Below are 18,072 nucleotides of genomic sequence, written 5' to 3'. Positions count from 1 at the left end.
GTTGCTGGCAAGCTGGCGGCTCTCTGCACGCATGCGGGAGCCGCTCATGAAGGCTGGCACACTCGTGACATTGAACATGCGCGAACTCGATCGTTTGAAGGTAATCCAGGCGGTGGTTGAACAGGGTTTGAAGCCCGGTCGTGCTGCCGAGCGGCTTGGCCTCACGGTGCGTCAGGTTCAGCGGCTGGTGATGCGCTATCGCGAATCAGGCGCCGCGGGACTGGCCTCGCGCAAGCGCGATGGCCCGGGCAACCGGAGGCTCGATGAGGGGCTGGCCTTGCGCGCCCTGACGCTCATCCGTGAGCGCTACGCCGATTTCGGGCCGACGCTGGCGTGCGAGAAGCTGCGCGAATGTCATGGACTGGTGCTGTCGAAGGAAACCGTGCGCCACCTGATGACAGAGGCCGGCCTGTGGGTGCCGCGCCGTCAGCGTCCGCCGAAGGTGTACCAGCCGCGCGCGCGGCGCGCCTGTCTGGGCGAGCTGGTGCAGATCGACGGCAGCGATCACCGCTGGTTCGAGGACCGGGCGCCGGCCTGCACGCTGCTGGTGTACGTGGACGATGCGACCAGCCGGCTGATGGTGCTGCATTTCACGGCGAGCGAGTCGACCTTCAGCTACTTCGAGGCGACGCGTACCTACATCGAACGCTACGGCAAGCCGGTGGCGCTCTACAGCGACCGTGCGAGCGTGTTCCATGTGAACCGGCGCGCGGAGACGGTGGGCAAAGGCGTGACGCACTTCGGCCGCGCGATGTACGAACTGAACATCGACACGTTCTGCGCAAACTCGAGTTCGGCCAAGGGCCGCGTGGAGCGCGCACACCTGACGCTGCAGGACCGTCTGGTGAAGGAGCTGCGGCTGCGCGGCATCAGCACGGTGAGCGATGCCAACGCGTATGCGCCCGCCTTCATCGCGGCCTACAACGCGCGCTTTGCGAAGCCGCCCCGCAGTCCATTCGATGCACACCGGCCGCTGCGTGACGATGAGGATCTTGATCTGCTGATGACCTGGCGCGAGACGCGCCGCGTGTCGAAGGCGCTGACGGTGCTGTATGACCGGGTGCTGTACCTGCTGGAGGACACACCGGCCAACCGTGGGCTCATTCACCGCTACATTGACGTGTGGGAGTATCCGGACGGACGCATCGAGATCCGGGCCGATGGCAAGGCGCTGGACTGCCGCCGCTACGACAAGCTCGCGGAGGTTGATCAGGGCGCGGTGATCGAGCACAAGCGCCTCGCGCATGCGTTGCAGGTGGCGCAGGCACTGCAGGCGCAGCGTGATGACCGGCGCATCTCGGGCGCGCCGTCGCGTACCAACCGGGGCGTGGCACCGCGTGCGAAGGACCGGCTGCCCGGCACGAAGAAACCGCGCGAGTTCACGCGGTCCGATCTCGATCAGGCAATCGTGCAGATCGCGCAGCCGTCAACGGCGCCTTCCACACCTGGCCAGCGGTCTGCACGCACTCACTGAACCGGCTGACACGCCCTGCCCGTTCAGCCCGGCATCCTTCGACACTGCGTGTGATGCAAACCGTGAAAGACAGACCCAAACCCAAGGTCAGAAACACGACATCTGTAAATAGCCAGCGCTACGACATCTGAATCTGGCTTTGACAAATCGAATTTTGAAAAATAGGGCCTGACAGCACCGCCGACGCACTAACAAGCCCACGCGCAGCGACAACTCATCCACCCGACCTACGATATCGAATCCGCGCCGGCACCAGCCGCGAGTCCGGCACGCTGTCACCCTCAAGCAAAGAAAACACGCAACGCAGACTGTGCTCAGCCAGTTGCGCGCTGTCCTGGATAATCGCGTCGATCTTGAAAGGCAGACAGTCGAGCAGCTTATGGTCATGGAACGTCATCAGTTGGCCTGGCGCCTGCGCCAGTTGATCCGCATCGTTCACAAACTGCAGAATGCCTTCGAGCAACGTAATCGAGCCTGCAAACAGCGCTTGCGGATATCGCTGGTGTTCAGCGAACCATGACTTCATCAACTCGTAACCCGATTCACGCTAGAACGACGTCCCGATCTGAAACTGGAACTTCTGGTACTGGTCACCAGTGTGCTTCACGACAGGAAAACCGAGACTGAGCTTGAGCGGTCCGATTGGCGAAATCCACGCGAGGCCCAGACCGTAGCCGTAACGCAGGCCATTTGCGCCAATGCTGTTTCCTTCCGAACCCCATACATTGCCGCCGTCGAGGAACGTGAAGACTCGCAGCGTGCGGTCGTATCCCGTGCCCGGCAACGGGAACGTCAGCTCGATGTTGCCGACGACCATCTTCGAACCCCCAATCGGATCGCCAGTTGTTGCATCGCGGGGACCGAGTGAGCTCGATTGATAGCCTCGCACCGAACCAATACCGCCCGCGTAGTAGTTCTTGAAGATCGGGTACGGATTACCGATACCGTTGCCATAGCCCCCCTGGAAATTCAGTCCGAGCACGAAGCCGCGTGAGAACGAGTGGTAATACTGGGCCTGCAGGTCCGCCTTGTAGTACTGCGTGCCGCCGAGCGGTGTGCCGTACTCGGCATTCGCCTGCGTGAAATAACCGCGGCTCGGAACAAGCGCGCTGTCACGTGCGTCGCGCGACCAGCCGACCGTGACGGGTACGTTGTTCGATACGCGGCCAAAGGTATTGACATAGTCGATATAGCTCTGCGGCGTGGCGGAGTCGACGTCAAGGCGGTTTTGTTCGAGGCCAAGGCCGAAATACACCGTGTCGGCCTCGGAGAATGGAACACCGAACTTCAGGTCTGCACCCATCGTCACGATCCGAAAACTCGTGTCGTTCGTGCTCGAGAACTCGAGGGGCTCGCTGGTGCGGTAGTAGACATCGGTAATGCGCTTGATCCCGTCGATCGTGAAATACGGGTCGACCTGCGTGACGGTCAACGTACGAAAAGTCGATGACGTGTTGACGTTGACCGCGAGGCTCGTCCCCGAGCCGAACACGTTGTCCTGCGACACGCCTGCCGAAATGATCGGCCCTTCTCCCGAGCCATAACCCAGACCCAGCGTAATCGAACCGGTCGGCTTTTCCGTCACCTTGACGTCCACATCGACCTGATCGGTCGTGCCTTCGACGGGCACCGTCGTCACGTCCACGTCCGTGAAGTAGCCGAGACGGTTGATACGGTCCTTCGACAGCGCGAGACGGTTCGAATCGAACCACGAGCTTTCGAGCTGGCGCATTTCACGGCGCACCACTTCATCACGCGTACGCGTATTACCGACCACGTTGATGCGGCGCACGTAGACGCGGCGACCCGGATCGACCTGCAGCGTCAGATCGACCTTGTGATGTTCCTGGTCGATCTGCGGCAGCGCATTGACGGTCGCGAACGCATAACCGTATTCGCCAAGCTTGTCGACGACAGCCTTCGTGGTGGCCTGCAGCTTGTCGGCCGAGAAACGGTCGCCCTGCTTGATCTTGATGAGGTTGTTCAACTCCGCCTCGCGGTCGAGCAGATTGCCCGCGAGCTTGATACTCGAAATCGTGTACGGCTCCCCTTCGTGCAGCGTGACAGTCAGATACATGTCCTCCCTGTCCGGCGAGAGCGACACCTGGGTCGACTCGATGCTGAACTCGAGATAGCCGCGGTTCAGGTAATACGAGCGGACGTTTTCGAGGTCGCCTGTGAGCTTTTCTTTCGAGTACAGGTCGTTCTTCGTGTACCACGAGAACCAGTTGGGCGTGGACAGCTGCATGTCGCGCAGCATGCTTTCGCTGAACACCTTGTTGCCGATGAAGTTGATCTGGCGGATCTTCGCGCTCGGACCTTCGACAACCGAGAACAGCAATCCCACGCGATTACGGTCGATTGGCGTGACCGTCGTGGTGACTTCGGCGGCATAGTAGCCGCGGGTCAGGTACTGGCGCTTCAGTTCCTGTTCGGCCTTGTCGACGAGCGCCTTGTCAAAATAGCGACCCAATGACAGTCCGACGGAATTCAGCGCCTTGATCAGGTTGTCTTTCTCGAATTCGTGAATGCCCGCAAAATCGATCGTACCGATCGCCGGACGCTCGATCACCTGCACGACCACGACGTCGCCATCGGTGTCGATCGTCACGTCGTTGAAGAAGCCCGTCGCATACAGTGTGCGAATCGCTTCCGAAGCCTTGTCGTCGGTAAAGGTGTCACCGTGTTTGATCGGTAGATACGAAAACACGGTGCTGGGTTCGATGCGCTGCAATCCCTCCACCCGGATATCGCGAACCACAAATGAGTCGGCGGCATTCGCCGATACGGCCGTCACACTCAGTCCAGCGAGGGGCAATACCCTCGAACAACGGGACAACAGAATCTTTGCCTTCATGCAGGATATGCGAAGATAAATTCAGCCCCAACTACAGCCGTTTTTGACCAGTGGATGATCCGCTACGTGCGGATGAGAGACGGCTCGTTGTTCTATTGCAGCCTGAGGCCCGCAATGCCGCCTGCCTTCGCGAGACCGGTGGCTAGCGCCAGCACCTGCGTCATGTGCGCGGCCTGCGAGCGATGCATCTGAAAGGACAATTCCGCGCCACCAGGCAGGCGGAACGTAAAGATCAGATAAGGGCCCCCGCCCGCATCCTTGCCAAGCGCCCACGCTTCGCAGGGCATCGCGAACTTCACGCTATTCCTCTTGCGCCGGATGCGCTCGGACGAGCCTATGGCATTCGAAAGAGCCGCCAGCAACTCATGCATGACCGAACAGTGCACGGCGATGCGATCCGACCGGTTGCCTTTCAGCATCAGGTATTGACCGTCTTCTGTCAGTTCGAAACCATGGAGCGAGTCGATCGCGAATGCGAGCGGCAGTGACATGGAGGCACTCCTTGATGAGCCAGGCATCGAGGGTAGTACGTCTCGATTCGAACAGAGTTACCTACGGATTACTGCAGTTTTCTTCCAGACTGGTAAGCCTCCCCGACTGTTCTGGCCCGAGACCTCACTTCTCGGTCAGGGCCTGAAATCAACGCTTCCATCCAGATTCTGTTCACGTAATGCGCTCTTACTCCAGGCTGTCACGTGCCTTTTTGGATAGAAAAAGCAACAGCGTTGACCATTTATGAACGTTCCCTGTCTGCTTATGGTCAGCCTTCGTTCAGCAAGATGTGTGGGTATGGAAACATTTCGCTGAAGTCTTACGCTCTCACGAATCCGTATCGCCCTTTGGTGGATCGGCTACCGTCTCGCTGGCGAACCAGGCTGCGGCCTGAGAGAGAATGCCCCCTCTCCCTCTTCAGCTGGCGCTTCGTATCATGGTGTCGTGGTAAGCGCGATGTACAGTTTCAGCGGAGGGTTCTGTCGCACTAAGGTGGCTTGTTAAGCTGCACGCAAGGAGACGAACGATTTGATCGATGAAGCAGAACCTGAGTCCGGCTGTGGCGAAGGTGCTGAAGCGCCTGCACTATCCGCTTGATGTAATCCTTCTCGGTGTGCGCCGGTACATTGCGTATCGCTGAGTCTGCGCCACCTCGAGCAGATGATGGCCAAACGAGGAATTTCGGTTGACCATTCGACCGTGCATCGCTGGGCGCTCAATGTGCCTCTTCCGCGCTGATGCCGTACTTCCCCTTTGGCTTCGTTTTCTCGATGCCCCGCTGCCGCACGCGCTCGACCAGATCGTCCTCGATGCAGCCACCCGACACCGATCCCACCACATGCCCATCGCCGCGCACGGCGAGCATCGTGCCTTCTGGACGCGGCGACGAGCCCCACGTCTTCCCCACCGTCACGAGCAGAACGCGATGCCTTCCCCGATCCATCGCGCACCGTGCTTCAAGACTTCGAGATCCACACTGTCCACGCGTCTTTCGTCTATCGCACGATGGGCGTACGGCTGAGTTCGTTATTCGTTTCGACCAGCAACAGCAGTTGCCTGAGAAACGTCGCGCGTTCGTCCGACGGCAGCGCCGCGATGGTGCGCTCGTGCGCGCGAGCGACGGGCGCCTCCAGCCGCGCGAGCAACGCATGGCCCACGCCCGTCAATTCCGCGACCTTCTTTCGCCGATCCGTGCGCGAGACACGGCTCTGCACGAAACGCCGTTGCGCGAGACGCGTGATCACGTCCGCCGTATTCGCGCGGTCGAGCCCCACGGCGCGCGACAGCACCACCTGCTCGGAAGGCCCCAACTGCTCCAGCGCGGTGAGAATGCTGTACTGCACCGGCGTGATGCCTTCGGCCGCGCATTCCTCCATGAAAAGTGCCACGTGAATCTGATGCAGGCGGCGGATCAAAAAACCGGGCCGCTCGTTGAGCGCCGTAGTGCGCCATGCGAGCACCTGGTCCGGCTCGGTGTCGTCGATGCTGCTGACTGCGGGTGGAGCGTCCATGAGCGAAGAGTTCCGTTTGCGTTCAATACGAGTTGTCCACGCATGGTGCGCGACGGTTCGTCAGCATACATCGTATTGGCCTGCCTGCCGACGCTCCGATACAAAGAATCTCGCGCGGATCTGCGCGCGGTCAATTGAACGTCGATTGCCGGTGCCGCATGGCGCAAGTCGGTGCGCAAATGCACGAATACAAGGCTTTACCAACATACGTGGTGCACCACACATTTTTGATGATCACCCTTGTCGCACCTCGTGCCCCACTGCATCCGGGACTTGCGGCGAAACAGATCGTTGGCATACCCCTTGCATATTCCATGGATGAATCGTCAGTATCCAAACGAATTATCGATTCGACGATCATCCTCCAGTGATCGCGCACGGACGAAGCCTTGCGCGCGGTTGCTACCACTACCAAAGGGGCTCTTCATGTCAGTCCGTCTTACCCGCCGCGATCCTGGCCAGTCAAAACAGCGCACCGCCGTTACGCTGCTGCGCACATGCGCGCTTGCGCTCGTCGCCACCTTAGGCATCGTTCATGCGGCGCATGCAGCGAGCGCCGAGGAAATCAAGGCGCGCGGCTATCTGAGCGTCGCGACCGAGGATGACTACACCCCGTTCGAATTCGTTGCTGAAGGCAAGAACACCGGCTATGACAACGATCTGCTCGCGCTGGTACGCAAGAAGATCGGTGTGGACGTGAAACAGCAAGTCATGCCGTGGTCCGGCATTCTGCCGGGCGTGACCACCGGCAAATACGACATGGCGCTGACCGCCGTGCTCGTCACCGAAGAGCGCAAAAAGATCTTTGACTTCGCAACCCCGACCTGCGAATCCATCACCTTCTACGCGACCAAAAAAGATTCGCCGATCAAGAACCCCGACGATCTCGTCGGCAAGGTCGTCGGCGCAGAAACGGGCAGCGCCATGCTTGCGGACCTCAAACTCTTCGATGAGCAGTTGAAGAAGAAACACGGCGGAAATGGCATCAAGCAAATCGTCGAATACCAGTCGTACCCGGAGGCGTATCAGGATCTTGGCGTGGGACGTGTCGACGCCGTCGCCAACACCCAGATCAGCCTGAACTCCCTCGTCAAGACCCGGCCGGATGCGTTCGCCGTCGGTCAGGCAATCGGCAAGCCAACCTACATCGCCTGGGCCGTGAAGAAGGGCAACACCGACGTGCTGAAGATGGTGGACGCCGCGCTGCTCGAACTGCGCAAGAGCGGCGAGATGTACCAGCTTCAGCAGAAGTGGCTCGGTGCGAGCTACAAGGACATGCCGCAGTCGGTCAACTGACGCCTTCGTGATCCCGCATCGATGAACGCCTTCGATTACTGGAGCATCGCTCAGGGCGCGCTGGCGACCGTGGTTCTCTCGGTCGCCAGCATCGTGCTCGGCGTGCCGCTGGGGCTGGGCCTCGCGCTGATCCGCTGGGCCCGCGTGCCGTTCCTGAACCGCGTCGTCGTCGCTTACGTGAGCCTCATTCGCTCGTGTCCCGCCGTGACGCTCACGCTGCTGATCTTCTTCGCGTTGCCGCAGTTCGGCATCTCGCTCGATCCGACACCCGCCGCGATACTTGCGCTCACCATCAGCACCGCCGCGTTCAACTGCGAGATCTGGCGCGCGGCCCTGATCAACTTTCCGCGCGATCAATACGACGCCGCTCTCGCCTTCGCGATGCCGCGCACGGTGCGCTTCCGCCGCATCGTGATGCCACAGATCTGGCGCGCGAGCCTGCCGGGTCTCGTCAACGAGATGACCTTGCAGATCAAGTCGACACCCGCGGTCGCGGTCATCGGTATCGTCGAAATCACGCGCGCGGCCTTGCGTGTCGGTGCGCGCACGTACGATCCTTTACCGCCCTTCGTGTTTGCGCTCGTGCTTTACGGGCTCATCGTGTTCGTGCTCATCAAGGCGCAGCGTGTGATCGAGCGCCGCCAACCCGTGGAGGCTCGTGCATGACGGAGCACTTTCTGATCGTCTGGCAACAGCGCGCGGACGTGCTGTCGGGTCTGCTCGACACGCTCGGGCTGCTTGCGGTGGCGGCCGTTGCGTCGCTCGTACTGGGCGCGCTGCTCACGCCCGCGCTGATGTCGAAGCGCCCGGCGATCGCGCGCCTCGCGACCCTCTATGTCGACGCGATGCGCTGTGCGCCCTTCCTCCTGTTCGTCTATCTGATCTATTTCGGTCTGCCCTCGGCGGGCATCCGCCTGTCGAACTGGTGGGCCGGCGCGATCGCGCTGATTCTCTACAACACCGCCTACATGGCCGAGCTGTTGCGCGGCGCGTGGGCCGGCCTGCCCACGCCGATGATCGAGGCCGCGCGCGCCTACGGCTTTCACGGATTCGGTCTGGTTCGCCGCATCATCCTGCCGCAGGTGTTCACGGTTGCCTTGCCGATGATCGGCAACCAGCTCGTGCAGATCGTCAAGGACAGCGCGTTCCTCACGGTGATCGCGGTGGGCGAGCTCACACATCAGATGAACGGCATTCAGGCCACATATTTCATTCCGTTTGCCGCGTTCATCACGGCTGTGCTGCTGTACTGGGCCATCTGCCTCGTGATCGAAGGCGGCAGCGGTTTACTGTCGAGATTCGCCGAGGAACGCAGAGCATGAACATTTCGAACGACGTCCCGCCCATCATCATGCGCGCAGCCGATGCGGCCGGACCTTCGTCCAGCCTTTGCGGCGAGGCGGTGCGGCCCGGCGCGGAAACGGTCCTGCAACTCAACGGCATCTCGAAGTCGTTCGGCGAGAACCAGGTGCTGCGCGACGTCTCGCTCACCGTGCACAAGGGCGAGACCGTGTGCCTGCTGGGACCGTCGGGATGTGGCAAGTCGACGCTGCTGCGCTGCGTGAACTGGCTCGAAATTCCCGACGCGGGCACGGTCCATGTGTCCGGCCGGCGCATGGGCGTGCGCGAAGGTTCGTCCATCAAGATGAGCGACGCCGAACTCGCGCGTTCGCGCGCGCGCATCGGCATGGTGTTTCAACATTTCGCGCTGTGGCCGCACCTGACGGTACTGCAGAACGTAATGGAAGCACCGTTGCACGTGCTCGGGCGTCCGCGCGACGAAGTACGCGCGGACGCCGAACGTTTGCTGGAACGCGTCGGTCTCGCGGGCAAGATGGATGCGTTTCCGTCGCGGCTGTCTGGCGGACAGAAGCAGCGCGTGGGCATCGCGCGTGCGCTCGCGATGAAACCCGACATCCTGCTGTTCGACGAACCGACCAGCGCGCTCGACCCGATGCTCGTGGGCGAAGTGCTGAACGTGATGCGCTCGCTCGCGCAGGAAGGTGCGACCATGGTGATCGTCACGCACGAGATGGAGTTCGCGCGGCAAGTGGCAAGCCGCGTCGTGTTCATGGATGCGGGTCAGGTGATCGAGAGCGCCCCGCCCAAGCAGTTCTTCAGCGCGCCGCAGACGCCGCGCGCGCGGCAGTTTCTCGCACGTTTCCGCTCGCCGCATCATGCAGCCGACCAGGCGGCCGACGATTGGAGCGAGGCTTCGAAGCTCGCCTGATAAGGCAAACGTTCATCGCGGCGTTCGACGCGCCACGATGAGCGTTGTGCCAATCATTGCGGCGCGATCATATCCGCTGCCTGTTTCACTTCCCCATCCTTATACTTGCCCCACGTTTGCGCGAGTTCGCTCATCGAGCGCGGATCGCAGTCGTATTCGGGCAGCGTGTCCGGGTCCCAGTGATCGAAGCGGTCGACGCCGCGCACGAGCGTCGCGCGACGGCGGCCCGAGGCCGAACGGACATGCGCCGGCACATAGAAGAACGCGAAGCCGATGCGTCTGTCGTCCGAGCGGTTGGGCAGCGAGCTGTGTGCGGTGCGTTCGTGATGCATCGAGAATTCGCCGGGCTGGAGCGGCATTTCGACAGCGAGGGCTTCGTCGATACCGACAAGCGTCTGCCCTTTCGCGAGCATGTTGTCCTTCGCATAGGTTTCGACGTGCTTCAAGTCGGGTCCGCTGTGCGAGCCGGGCAGAACGCGCAACACGCCGTTGACTGAGTTCGCGGGCGTGAGCGCGACCCACACGGTCACTTCCTCGTGCGGCGTGAGCCCGAAGTACGTCGAGTCCTGATGCCACGACACATAACGCGGATCGCGGCCGTTCTTCGCGAAGATAGACGCGCCGAACAGCATGATGTCCGGCCCGATGAGATCCTCGACGGCATCGAGAATGGCCGGACGACGCGCGAGCTCGACGATCGCCGGCAGGGCGAGATGACCCTTGATTTTCAGGGTCTTGTTGACGTCCTCGCCGGAAGACGCCTCGTATTGCTCGATGACGCGGCGATACTCCGCCGCCTCTTGCGCACTGATCGCGCGCATCGGGTAGACATAGCCGTGCTGTTTGAAGTGCGCGATCTGCGCTTCGGTCAGGTGCTTCGTCATGGACGTTCCTTTGGGTGTGCTTCGATCGGAGAGACGCTTGCTCATCAATCGCCAGGCAACGTCCTGGCGAAAACTTACCGCATGGCTTCGTGCACCGCACGCGCGGTGCGCAGCACACCTTCGTCTGCGCCGCGCGCGCCGATCAGCGACAGGCCGACGGGCGCGCCGTCGAAGCTCATCCACGGCATATTCACTTGCGGCAGGCCCGCGAGGCCCGCGACGCAGAGCATCTGCTGCGAACGCGCGCGCGTGTTATCGACCGTTTGCGCCGAAGCATCGGCGCGTGGCGCGACGCCCGGCACCGTCGGCACGAGCCAGTACGAGCCTTGCGGAAGCGCATCGGCCATTGCCCGGATCGCTTCGACGCGAACGCGCTGCGCGTCGGCGATCTGTTCGTGCGTGATGGTCAAGCTCATCTCGAAACGCGCACCGACATCGGAGCCGAAGCTCGCGGCATGCGCGCGCGCCCACGGTCCGTAGCGTTGCGCGATTTCCGCCGCCTGCAACGCACGAAACGCCTGCGCCCAATCGGCAAGCGACGCCTCGGGCGCGACGAACGTCACCACATCGCCGAGCACTTGCAGCGACGCCTCGAAGCGCGCCGCGACTTGCGCATCGACGCAGGCGAGCAGATTGCGCGGCACGTGCAGGGCAAACGGTTCGTCGCCCGCCATCACGACGCTGCGCGCCAGCACTTCGAAGATGTCGGCGAGCGTGCGGCCGTCGCGCGCGAACCAGCCCACCGTGTCGAAGCTGTGCGCGAGCGTGAGACAACCGTCCGTCGCGATGCGGCCATGTGTGGGCCGCATGCCCCACACGCCGCAATAGCTCGCAGGCAAACGCACCGAGCCGCCGCAATCGGTGCCGAGCGCGATGTCCGCGTGACCCGCTGCCACGGCCACGACCGATCCCGACGACGATCCGCCCGGGATGCGCGCCGGATCGGCGGGGTTGACGGGCGTGCCGTAGTGCGCGTTCACGCCGGCGAGGCTGTAGGTGAGTTCATCCGTGACGGTCTTGCCGATCCATTGCGCGCCTTCTTCGAGCAACCCGAGAACGGCCAGCGCGGTCCGGGCAGCGACCGGCTGCTGGTCACGCCACGCGAGATTGCCGCTGCCCGTGCGAAGCCCGGCGATATCGAACACATCCTTTACTGCGAGGCGCAGGCCCGCGAGCTTGTCGCCCGTGCGCGGCGGCCGCGCGGCGGCGGGCAGCGCATCGAAGCCATCGGCAACGAATGCGCCGTGCAGGCCCGGTTGCAGCAGATCGTTTCGCATCACGACGGGTCCATCCAGCTGACATGCGCCGCGACCACGCGCCATTGACCGTCGATGCGCGCCCACGTCTGCGACTGGCGGCCGATGCGTGACTCGCCCGCGCGCGAGAACGTGATGTTGGCGACAGCGAAGTCCGCGCCAAAAGTGGTCACTGAACGATCGATGACGTCTCGCATCAGGCCCTTGCCCGGACGCTGCGCACGAAAAGCGCGGATCGCATCGTAGCCTTGCAGGTTTTCCGTCGCGCCGTAGCGCAGCGTATGCGGGCTGTTCCAGAACAGCGCGTCGAGAACGGGAACATCGTTGGTCGTGAGCGCGCGCTCGTATTCATCCAATGCCGCTTCGACGGCCGCGAGCGTCGCGGGATCGTTGATCGGTGCTGCGCTCATGCGGCTTCACCAGAGAGGTTGCTCAGAGCGTGCGCGAATAGTTCGGGCGGCGCCGTATAAAGGCCGCGGCCCAGCAGGCCCGCGCGCCCGTCGGCACCGATCATCGCGATCGCGGCAAGGGGCGCGACGCCTTCCTGAACGACGCGCGCGGCATCGAGCACACCGGGCAATCGCCCGAACGCGGGATGCGATTCCGTATGGATGCGTGCTTGCCTGTCGCGCCAACCGGCGGGCAGGTATGCTTCGAACGCTTGCGCGGGTTCCGGTGCGAATGCGAGCGCCTGCGCGCCGAACCCCGCCGCGTCGATGACGCCGCTGTCGCCGGTGAGCGGCGCGGCAGCCGCCTGCTGTTGCGGATCGATGCGCGGGCCTTCCGGCGCGCGTGCATCGGCGGTGATCCAGCGCGATGGTGCGCCCGCCAGCCGGATGCCCACGCGCTCACCGTTACCCGCCAGCGCCACCACGAGCGTCGATTTCGACTGGCCCGCTCGCGCTGCCGCCGACAGCATCAGTGCGCACGCGGCCATCCAGGGCGTGAGAAAAAAGAGCGGTGTCCTCGCGAGCATCGCGTCGATGTCGGCATGATCCAGACGCGAGGCGAGCTGCGCGCGCAGCGCGGCGGTGGCGCCGGTGGTGCGCGCATGCAGGTCGTCGCCGTCATCGAGCCCGGCTTGCGCCAGTGCGAGCAGATCGAGCGGGCCGTGCGCCAATGCTTCGTCGAGCACGGACGCGAGCACTGAGTCACGCCACTGCATGCGTTCGAGTATGCGCATGTCGCGGCTGCCGAAACGGATCTGCGGGCCCGCGCCGCTGCCCAGCAACGACCACGCGCGGGCTGCGGGATCGCTCGCATCCGTGACTTCGACCAGCGTCGTGCGCGGAGAAACGACGGCGGCGAGCGGCGTCACCACACCGTACGACTGCGCGCATTCGAGGCGCACTTCGCCTTGCTCGATCAGCCGCTCGGCGTGCGCTTCGTCGTTTGCCCAGCCTTCGTATAGACAACACAGGATCGCCGACGAGCGCACTGGCGCGGAGGGCTTGCGCGGGTCGTCGAACGGCGGCCCCGCGTGCAGTAGCGTGAAGTCCGGGAGACCCACCGCGTCGCGCGCCGCCACGACGCCGCGCCATTGCGGACACACCGCATGGACGCGGCTCAGGGCGATCGCATTGGCATCATCGGCGCGCATGGTCAGCGGCTCGCGAAGCTGAAAATGCCGCGCAGGCGCGACCACAGCATCTTCCAGAACAGATTGCCGACATCGAGTGGCGCGTTCACCGGTTGAACGCGCGCGGCCGGACGCGATTCGACGCGCGGCGCTTGCACGGGCGCTTCGGCTTCAGGGCCGGACGGCTCCGTTGCAGTAGCTGCCTGCGCGACGGGCGTTGCGTCGGCTTGCGCGACCGCACTGCCCGCCGCCGTTCCCGCTTCGTCCAGCTTCGCCTTGAGATTCGCCGCGAACGCTTCCGTCATGCGCGTGGCCAGTTCCTTCACGATGCCGCTGCGCGAGAACTGCGCGAGGCTGCCGCCGATCGTGTAATCCACCTTCACGTCGACGCGCGTTTCGCCCGCCGCCTCTTCAAGCGCGAACGACGCCACGCCCTTGACGCGCGACGCGCTCTTTCGGTCCACGCCGGTTCCGGTGATGCTGCCGCAATACTGCGCATCGTCGAGCTTCATTTCACCGTCGCCCGCAAACGACGCGACGATCGGTCCGAGCTTGACGGTCATCGCCAGCTTGAGCATCCCGTTATCGACGGGCGCGGTGAGCGACGCGCCCGGCAGGCACGCGACGATACCAGGCGTATCGTGAAAGCGCGCCCACACGTCATCGCGCGGATACGGCACGGTGAAGCTTTGTTCGATTTCCATTGCGTATCAATCCGTATTCGATGTTTCAGGCGGTCACCGCGAGCGGCGCGGCCGCACACGCACGACGCGCATCGAGCACGCGGCGGATCGCACGCACGATGCCCACGTAACCGGTGCAGCGGCACAGATTGCCGGAGAGTTCGAGGCGCACGCGTGCGTCGTCGGCATCGGGCAGGCGCGTGACGATGTCGCGCGCGGTCATCAGCATGCCCGGCGTGCAGTAACCGCATTGCAGCGCGTGCTCGGCGGTGAACGCGGCGCGCAGTTCGTTCATGGTCACGTCGTCGTCGAAACCTTCGATAGTGCGCACCGCACTGCCCGCGCAACTGATCGCGGGCGTAATGCAGGAGCGTGTAGGCACGCCGTCCACGTCGATCGTGCACGCGCCGCAGACGCCCTGCTCGCAGCCGATGTTGGTGCCGCACAGCATGCGCTGCTCGCGCAGAAAATCCGCGAGGCTGGTGCGCGGCTCGACGCGGTCCGCGACGCAAGCCTGATTGACGACGAGTTCGATTGTCTTGATGAATGGGTCGCTCATGATGCTTTCCCGTCCTGATTGCGAATGCCTGCCGCTGCGCGCACGAGCGCGACGCGATGCACCTCGTGTTCGTAGCTTCCCGCTTCGATGCCCGCCGCTTCGAGATGAACATCGAAGCACGATGTGTTCGGATCCGCGTCGCGAAGCAGCGCGCGGGCATCGTCGATCGCGTACGGCGGCGCGTCAATCGCGCCGATCACGGCGCGGCACACGCCGCGCGCCGCGTCGTCGATGAACACCGCGATAGCCTCCGCGAACTCGCCCGGCTTGCGGTTGAACTTGTAGTAGCTCCAGCGCGCCGTCGGCGAAAGGCGCGCGAAGCGCACGCCGGTGAGGATCTCGTCCGGATCGAGCGCGGTCGTGAATGCGCCTGCCATCCACTCGCCGTTACTTATCACCCGTGCGCCTTTAGGACCCGAGACGAGAAACACCGCATCGAGCGCGCGCATCGTATTGATCCAGTCTGCAGCGGGATCGGCATGTGCGAGACTGCCGCCGAGCGTGCCGCGATTGCGCACAGCGCGATAGGCGATGCCGCGCGCGACATGCTCCATGAGGCCGCGCGTGCCGGTGTCGATCTTGCCGTCCTCGATCTCCGCATGCGTGATGCACGCGCCAAGCGTGACGGCTTCGCCTTCAATGCAACACGCGCGCAGCGCGACGATGTCGCGCAGATCAACGAGCATTTCGGGCTGCGCGAGCCGCAGGTTCATCATCGGCCCAAGCGACTGGCTCCCCGCCACGAACTTGCCCATGCCGTCGGTGGGGCTGATGAGCGCGATCGCCTCATCGCAGGCGAGCGGTTTTGCGTAGTCATAGGTCGCGGCTTTCATGCGGGCATTCCTTTCAGCGTGTTGGCTTGCTGTTCACGCTGCCTCGCGAGCGCTTCGACGATCAGGCGCGGCGTGATCGGCAATTGGTCGATGCGCACACCGAGTTCGCGCAGCGCATCGTTGACGGCATTGGCGATTGCAGCGGGCGGACCGATCGCCCCGCTCTCCCCAATGCCCTTCTGCCCGAACTCCGTATAAGGAGCCGGCGTCTCCATATGTTCGATGCGAATCGCGGGCACTTCCGTAGCACCCGGCAAGATGTAATCGGCAAGCGTCGAGGCGAGCGGCTGGCCGTCTTCGCTGTAGGGCATCGCTTCATAGAGCGCCGTGCCGATGCCTTGCGCCGCGCCTCCGTAGACCTGTCCGTCGACGACCATCGGATTGATGAGCACGCCGCCGTCTTCCACGATGGCGTAGTCGAGAATCTCGGTCTGGCCGAGCGCCGGATCGACAGCAACGACCACCGCATGACACGCGTAGCTGAAGGTGCCCGAATCGCGCCTCGCCTGATACGACGTCGAGACTTCGAGGCCGCGCGGATCGACATCGGGCGGCAGCAGTTGCGGCGCGAGATACCACGTGCGCGCGATGTCCTGCAACGTGCGCCGCGCCTCCTTGCCGACGACGGCACCGTTCTCCCAGCGCACTTCGCTCATCGGCTCCTGAAGGAGGTGTGCGCCAATCCTCAACAGCCGCTCCTTGAGCTCCTTCGAAGCGCGACCAACCGCGCCACCCGCCATCACGATCGAGCGCGAGCCCCACGTGCCGGTGGAATACGGCGTGACGCCCGTATCGCCGAGAATGATGCGCACGCGGTCCGTGTCGATGCCGAGCACTTCATGGGCGATCTGCGCGAGCGTGGTCTCCATGCTCTGCCCGTGCGAATGCACGCCCACCCGCACTTCGAGCACGCCGTCGGGCGTGAGGCGGATCACGGCGGGCTCGTAGCCCGGCACCATCGGAATGCCCCAGCCGTGATACACCGACGTCCCGTGCGCGCCCTGCTCGCAGAAGATCGACATCCCGAAGCCGATACGCCTGCCGTCCGGCTCGCCGCGCTGCTGACGTGCGCGAACGGCGGGCAGGTCGATCGCGGCCATCGCGCGACGCACCGCCTCGGGATAGTCACCGCTGTCAAAATGCTTCTTCGTGATGTTGTCGAAAGGCATCTCGTGCGGCTGAACGAGATTGCGCAGACGCACCTCGTACGGTTCGAGACCCGCTTCGAGCGCGATCGCATCCATGATCGTTTCGATCGCGTAGCACACGCCCGTTCGCGCCACGCCGCGATACGGGAGGATCGGCGGCTTGTTGGTTGCAACCGACCACGTGCGGCAGCGGAAGCGATCCATCTTGTACGGCCCCGGCAGGATGCTGCCGACCTGCGCCGCTTCCAGGCACGCGGAAAACGGATATGACGAATACGCGCCCGAATCCACGTGCGCATCGCATTCGACCGCGAGCAGACGGCCGTCGCGATCCGCATAGCCCGTGATGTCGTAATCGTGCTCGCGGCAGTTCGCGTTAGCGGTGAGCTGCTCGCGGCGGTCCTCGATCCAGCGCACCGGCTTCTCGAGTTGCATCGCGAGCCAGCCGCAGCAGACCTCCTCGGGCAGCAGAATGCCCTTGTAGCCGAAGCCGCCGCCGACATCGGGCGCGATCACGCGCACCTGTCCTTCGTCGAGACCAAGACATTCCGCGAGGCCCGTGCGCGTGATGTGCGGCATTTGGGCGGACGTATGCACGATCAGTTGCGACAGGCGGCGGTCCCAGTGCGCGACAACGCCGCGCCCTTCCATCGGCGCCATGCTCTGCCGCGCCGTGCGCAGCTTGCGATGCACGCGGATGGGCGCATCGCGGCGGATCGCGTCGAGATCGACGTTGGGGTTCGCATCGACGAAGGTTTCGAGAAACACGTTGTCGCCCCAGTGCTCGTGCACCAGCGCCGAGTCTTCACGGCGCGCGTCGAGCATGTCGACCACAGCGGGCAGTTCCTCGAAATCGACGAAGACCTGTGCGGCGATATCCTCGGCCTCGGCGCGCGTCGCGGCCACGCACATCGCGATTGTCTCGCCGACCTGACGCACCTTGCCGCTCGCGAGCACAGGCTGCTGCGAGCGCTTGAATCCGGGCAGACTCGAATTCGCGACAATAGGCTTCACGCCCTCCAGATCGGCCAGCGTATAGACGGCGTGCGCGAACGCCTCCGGCTTCTCGATGCCGACGATATGACCGTGCGCGATCGGGCTGCGCACGAACGCCACATCGACCATCCCGACCATGCGGATGTTGGGAACATACTCGCCGCGCCCGTGCATGAAGCGCTCGTCTTCCTTGCGCGTAAGCGAGGCGCCGATGCCTTGCGGACGATTGTTGTCGATGCGTTTGTGGGGACGTTTGATCATTGTGTGAGCCTCG

17 protein-coding genes and 2 pseudogenes are annotated in these 18,072 nt (G+C 63.6%); 6 read left to right on the top strand and 13 right to left on the bottom strand.

Annotated features, from left to right (window positions below; translation table 11 throughout):
* The first annotated feature begins 46 nt into the window (after positions 1 to 46).
* Complete coding sequence (locus C2L64_RS08415; protein ID WP_090838686.1) at positions 47 to 1,474, top strand: ISNCY family transposase; 1,428 nt, start codon at positions 47 to 49, stop codon at positions 1,472 to 1,474.
* 214 nt (positions 1,475 to 1,688) lie between these two features.
* Here the strand turns inward: C2L64_RS08415 and C2L64_RS08410 are convergent, their stop codons facing one another.
* From C2L64_RS08410 to C2L64_RS08400, 3 genes are all read right to left on the bottom strand, one after another.
* Entirely contained in the window at positions 1,689 to 2,000 is a 312-nt protein-coding gene (locus tag C2L64_RS08410) for a type 1 periplasmic-binding domain-containing protein (RefSeq protein WP_244144547.1), read from the bottom strand.
* Between the two features lie 21 nt (positions 2,001 to 2,021).
* Positions 2,022 to 4,331, bottom strand: a complete 2,310-nt coding sequence (bamA, locus tag C2L64_RS08405) for an outer membrane protein assembly factor BamA (protein ID WP_176133832.1) — start codon at positions 4,329 to 4,331, stop codon at positions 2,022 to 2,024.
* A gap of 92 nt (positions 4,332 to 4,423) precedes the next feature.
* Entirely contained in the window at positions 4,424 to 4,822 is a 399-nt protein-coding gene (locus C2L64_RS08400) for a hypothetical protein (RefSeq protein ID WP_007577316.1), read from the bottom strand.
* A gap of 536 nt (positions 4,823 to 5,358) precedes the next feature.
* On the opposite strand from C2L64_RS08400, the pseudogene C2L64_RS08395 reads away from it, so the two are divergent.
* Positions 5,359 to 5,552: pseudogene (locus C2L64_RS08395) on the top strand (IS6 family transposase); the annotation flags it as partial.
* On the opposite strand, the pseudogene C2L64_RS08390 reads toward C2L64_RS08395, so the two are convergent.
* Together C2L64_RS08390 and C2L64_RS08385 are read right to left on the bottom strand one after the other, a co-directional pair.
* Positions 5,542 to 5,807, bottom strand: a pseudogene (locus C2L64_RS08390) (XdhC family protein); the annotation flags it as partial. The pseudogenes C2L64_RS08395 and C2L64_RS08390 overlap by 11 nt on opposite strands.
* A gap of 11 nt (positions 5,808 to 5,818) precedes the next feature.
* Positions 5,819 to 6,334, bottom strand: coding sequence for a MarR family winged helix-turn-helix transcriptional regulator (locus C2L64_RS08385; RefSeq protein ID WP_079485603.1), 516 nt, complete (start codon positions 6,332 to 6,334; stop codon positions 5,819 to 5,821).
* A gap of 426 nt (positions 6,335 to 6,760) precedes the next feature.
* Between C2L64_RS08385 and C2L64_RS08375 the strand changes: the two genes are divergently transcribed.
* From C2L64_RS08375 to C2L64_RS08360, 4 genes are read left to right on the top strand one after another with little or no spacing between them, the layout of a single operon-like run.
* The gene (locus C2L64_RS08375; protein WP_090838669.1) at positions 6,761 to 7,630 is read left to right on the top strand and encodes a transporter substrate-binding domain-containing protein; all 870 of its coding nucleotides are present in this window, start codon (positions 6,761 to 6,763) and stop codon (positions 7,628 to 7,630) included.
* Positions 7,631 to 7,651: 21 nt separating this feature from the next.
* Positions 7,652 to 8,296, top strand: coding sequence for an amino acid ABC transporter permease (locus tag C2L64_RS08370; RefSeq protein ID WP_007577309.1), 645 nt, complete (start codon positions 7,652 to 7,654; stop codon positions 8,294 to 8,296).
* Complete coding sequence (locus tag C2L64_RS08365) at positions 8,293 to 8,952, top strand: amino acid ABC transporter permease (protein ID WP_079485597.1); 660 nt, start codon at positions 8,293 to 8,295, stop codon at positions 8,950 to 8,952. Before C2L64_RS08370 ends, C2L64_RS08365 begins: the two co-directional genes overlap by 4 nt.
* A complete protein-coding gene (locus tag C2L64_RS08360) occupies positions 8,949 to 9,860 on the top strand; it encodes an amino acid ABC transporter ATP-binding protein (RefSeq protein WP_090838671.1) in 912 nt (303 codons plus the stop codon). The genes C2L64_RS08365 and C2L64_RS08360 overlap by 4 nt, the downstream gene beginning before the upstream one ends.
* A gap of 53 nt (positions 9,861 to 9,913) precedes the next feature.
* Here the strand turns inward: C2L64_RS08360 and C2L64_RS08355 are convergent, their stop codons facing one another.
* The 8 genes from C2L64_RS08355 to C2L64_RS08320 all read right to left on the bottom strand — a co-directional run bounded on the left by C2L64_RS08355 (position 9,914) and on the right by C2L64_RS08320 (position 18,059).
* On the bottom strand, positions 9,914 to 10,744 hold the full coding sequence (locus C2L64_RS08355; RefSeq protein ID WP_079485591.1) for a phytanoyl-CoA dioxygenase family protein: 831 nt from the start codon (positions 10,742 to 10,744) through the stop codon (positions 9,914 to 9,916).
* Positions 10,745 to 10,818: 74 nt separating this feature from the next.
* Positions 10,819 to 12,021: an amidase gene (locus C2L64_RS08350; protein WP_090838690.1), complete on the bottom strand. Its 1,203-nt coding sequence runs from the start codon at positions 12,019 to 12,021 to the stop codon at positions 10,819 to 10,821.
* Positions 12,021 to 12,410: an oxalurate catabolism protein HpxZ gene (gene hpxZ / locus C2L64_RS08345; protein ID WP_007577302.1), complete on the bottom strand. Its 390-nt coding sequence runs from the start codon at positions 12,408 to 12,410 to the stop codon at positions 12,021 to 12,023. Before hpxZ ends, C2L64_RS08350 begins: the two co-directional genes overlap by 1 nt.
* Entirely contained in the window at positions 12,407 to 13,600 is a 1,194-nt protein-coding gene (locus C2L64_RS08340; RefSeq protein WP_090838672.1) for a YlbE family protein, read from the bottom strand. Before C2L64_RS08340 ends, hpxZ begins: the two co-directional genes overlap by 4 nt.
* Before the next feature lie 2 nt (positions 13,601 to 13,602).
* Positions 13,603 to 14,283, bottom strand: a complete 681-nt coding sequence (locus tag C2L64_RS08335) for an SRPBCC family protein (RefSeq protein WP_090838674.1) — start codon at positions 14,281 to 14,283, stop codon at positions 13,603 to 13,605.
* A gap of 25 nt (positions 14,284 to 14,308) precedes the next feature.
* The gene (locus tag C2L64_RS08330) at positions 14,309 to 14,821 is read right to left on the bottom strand and encodes a (2Fe-2S)-binding protein (protein ID WP_007577296.1); all 513 of its coding nucleotides are present in this window, start codon (positions 14,819 to 14,821) and stop codon (positions 14,309 to 14,311) included.
* Positions 14,818 to 15,654: an FAD binding domain-containing protein gene (locus C2L64_RS08325; protein ID WP_007577294.1), complete on the bottom strand. Its 837-nt coding sequence runs from the start codon at positions 15,652 to 15,654 to the stop codon at positions 14,818 to 14,820. Before C2L64_RS08325 ends, C2L64_RS08330 begins: the two co-directional genes overlap by 4 nt.
* Complete coding sequence (locus tag C2L64_RS08320) at positions 15,651 to 18,059, bottom strand: xanthine dehydrogenase family protein molybdopterin-binding subunit (protein WP_090838676.1); 2,409 nt, start codon at positions 18,057 to 18,059, stop codon at positions 15,651 to 15,653. Before C2L64_RS08320 ends, C2L64_RS08325 begins: the two co-directional genes overlap by 4 nt.
* Positions 18,060 to 18,072: the final 13 nt, after the last annotated feature.

Origin of the sequence: Paraburkholderia hospita (assembly GCF_002902965.1) — a bacterium.
GTDB lineage: Bacteria > Pseudomonadota > Gammaproteobacteria > Burkholderiales > Burkholderiaceae > Paraburkholderia > Paraburkholderia hospita.
The sequence above is the reverse complement of the archived record's forward strand: the minus strand, read 5'-3'. Positions and strand labels throughout refer to the sequence as shown.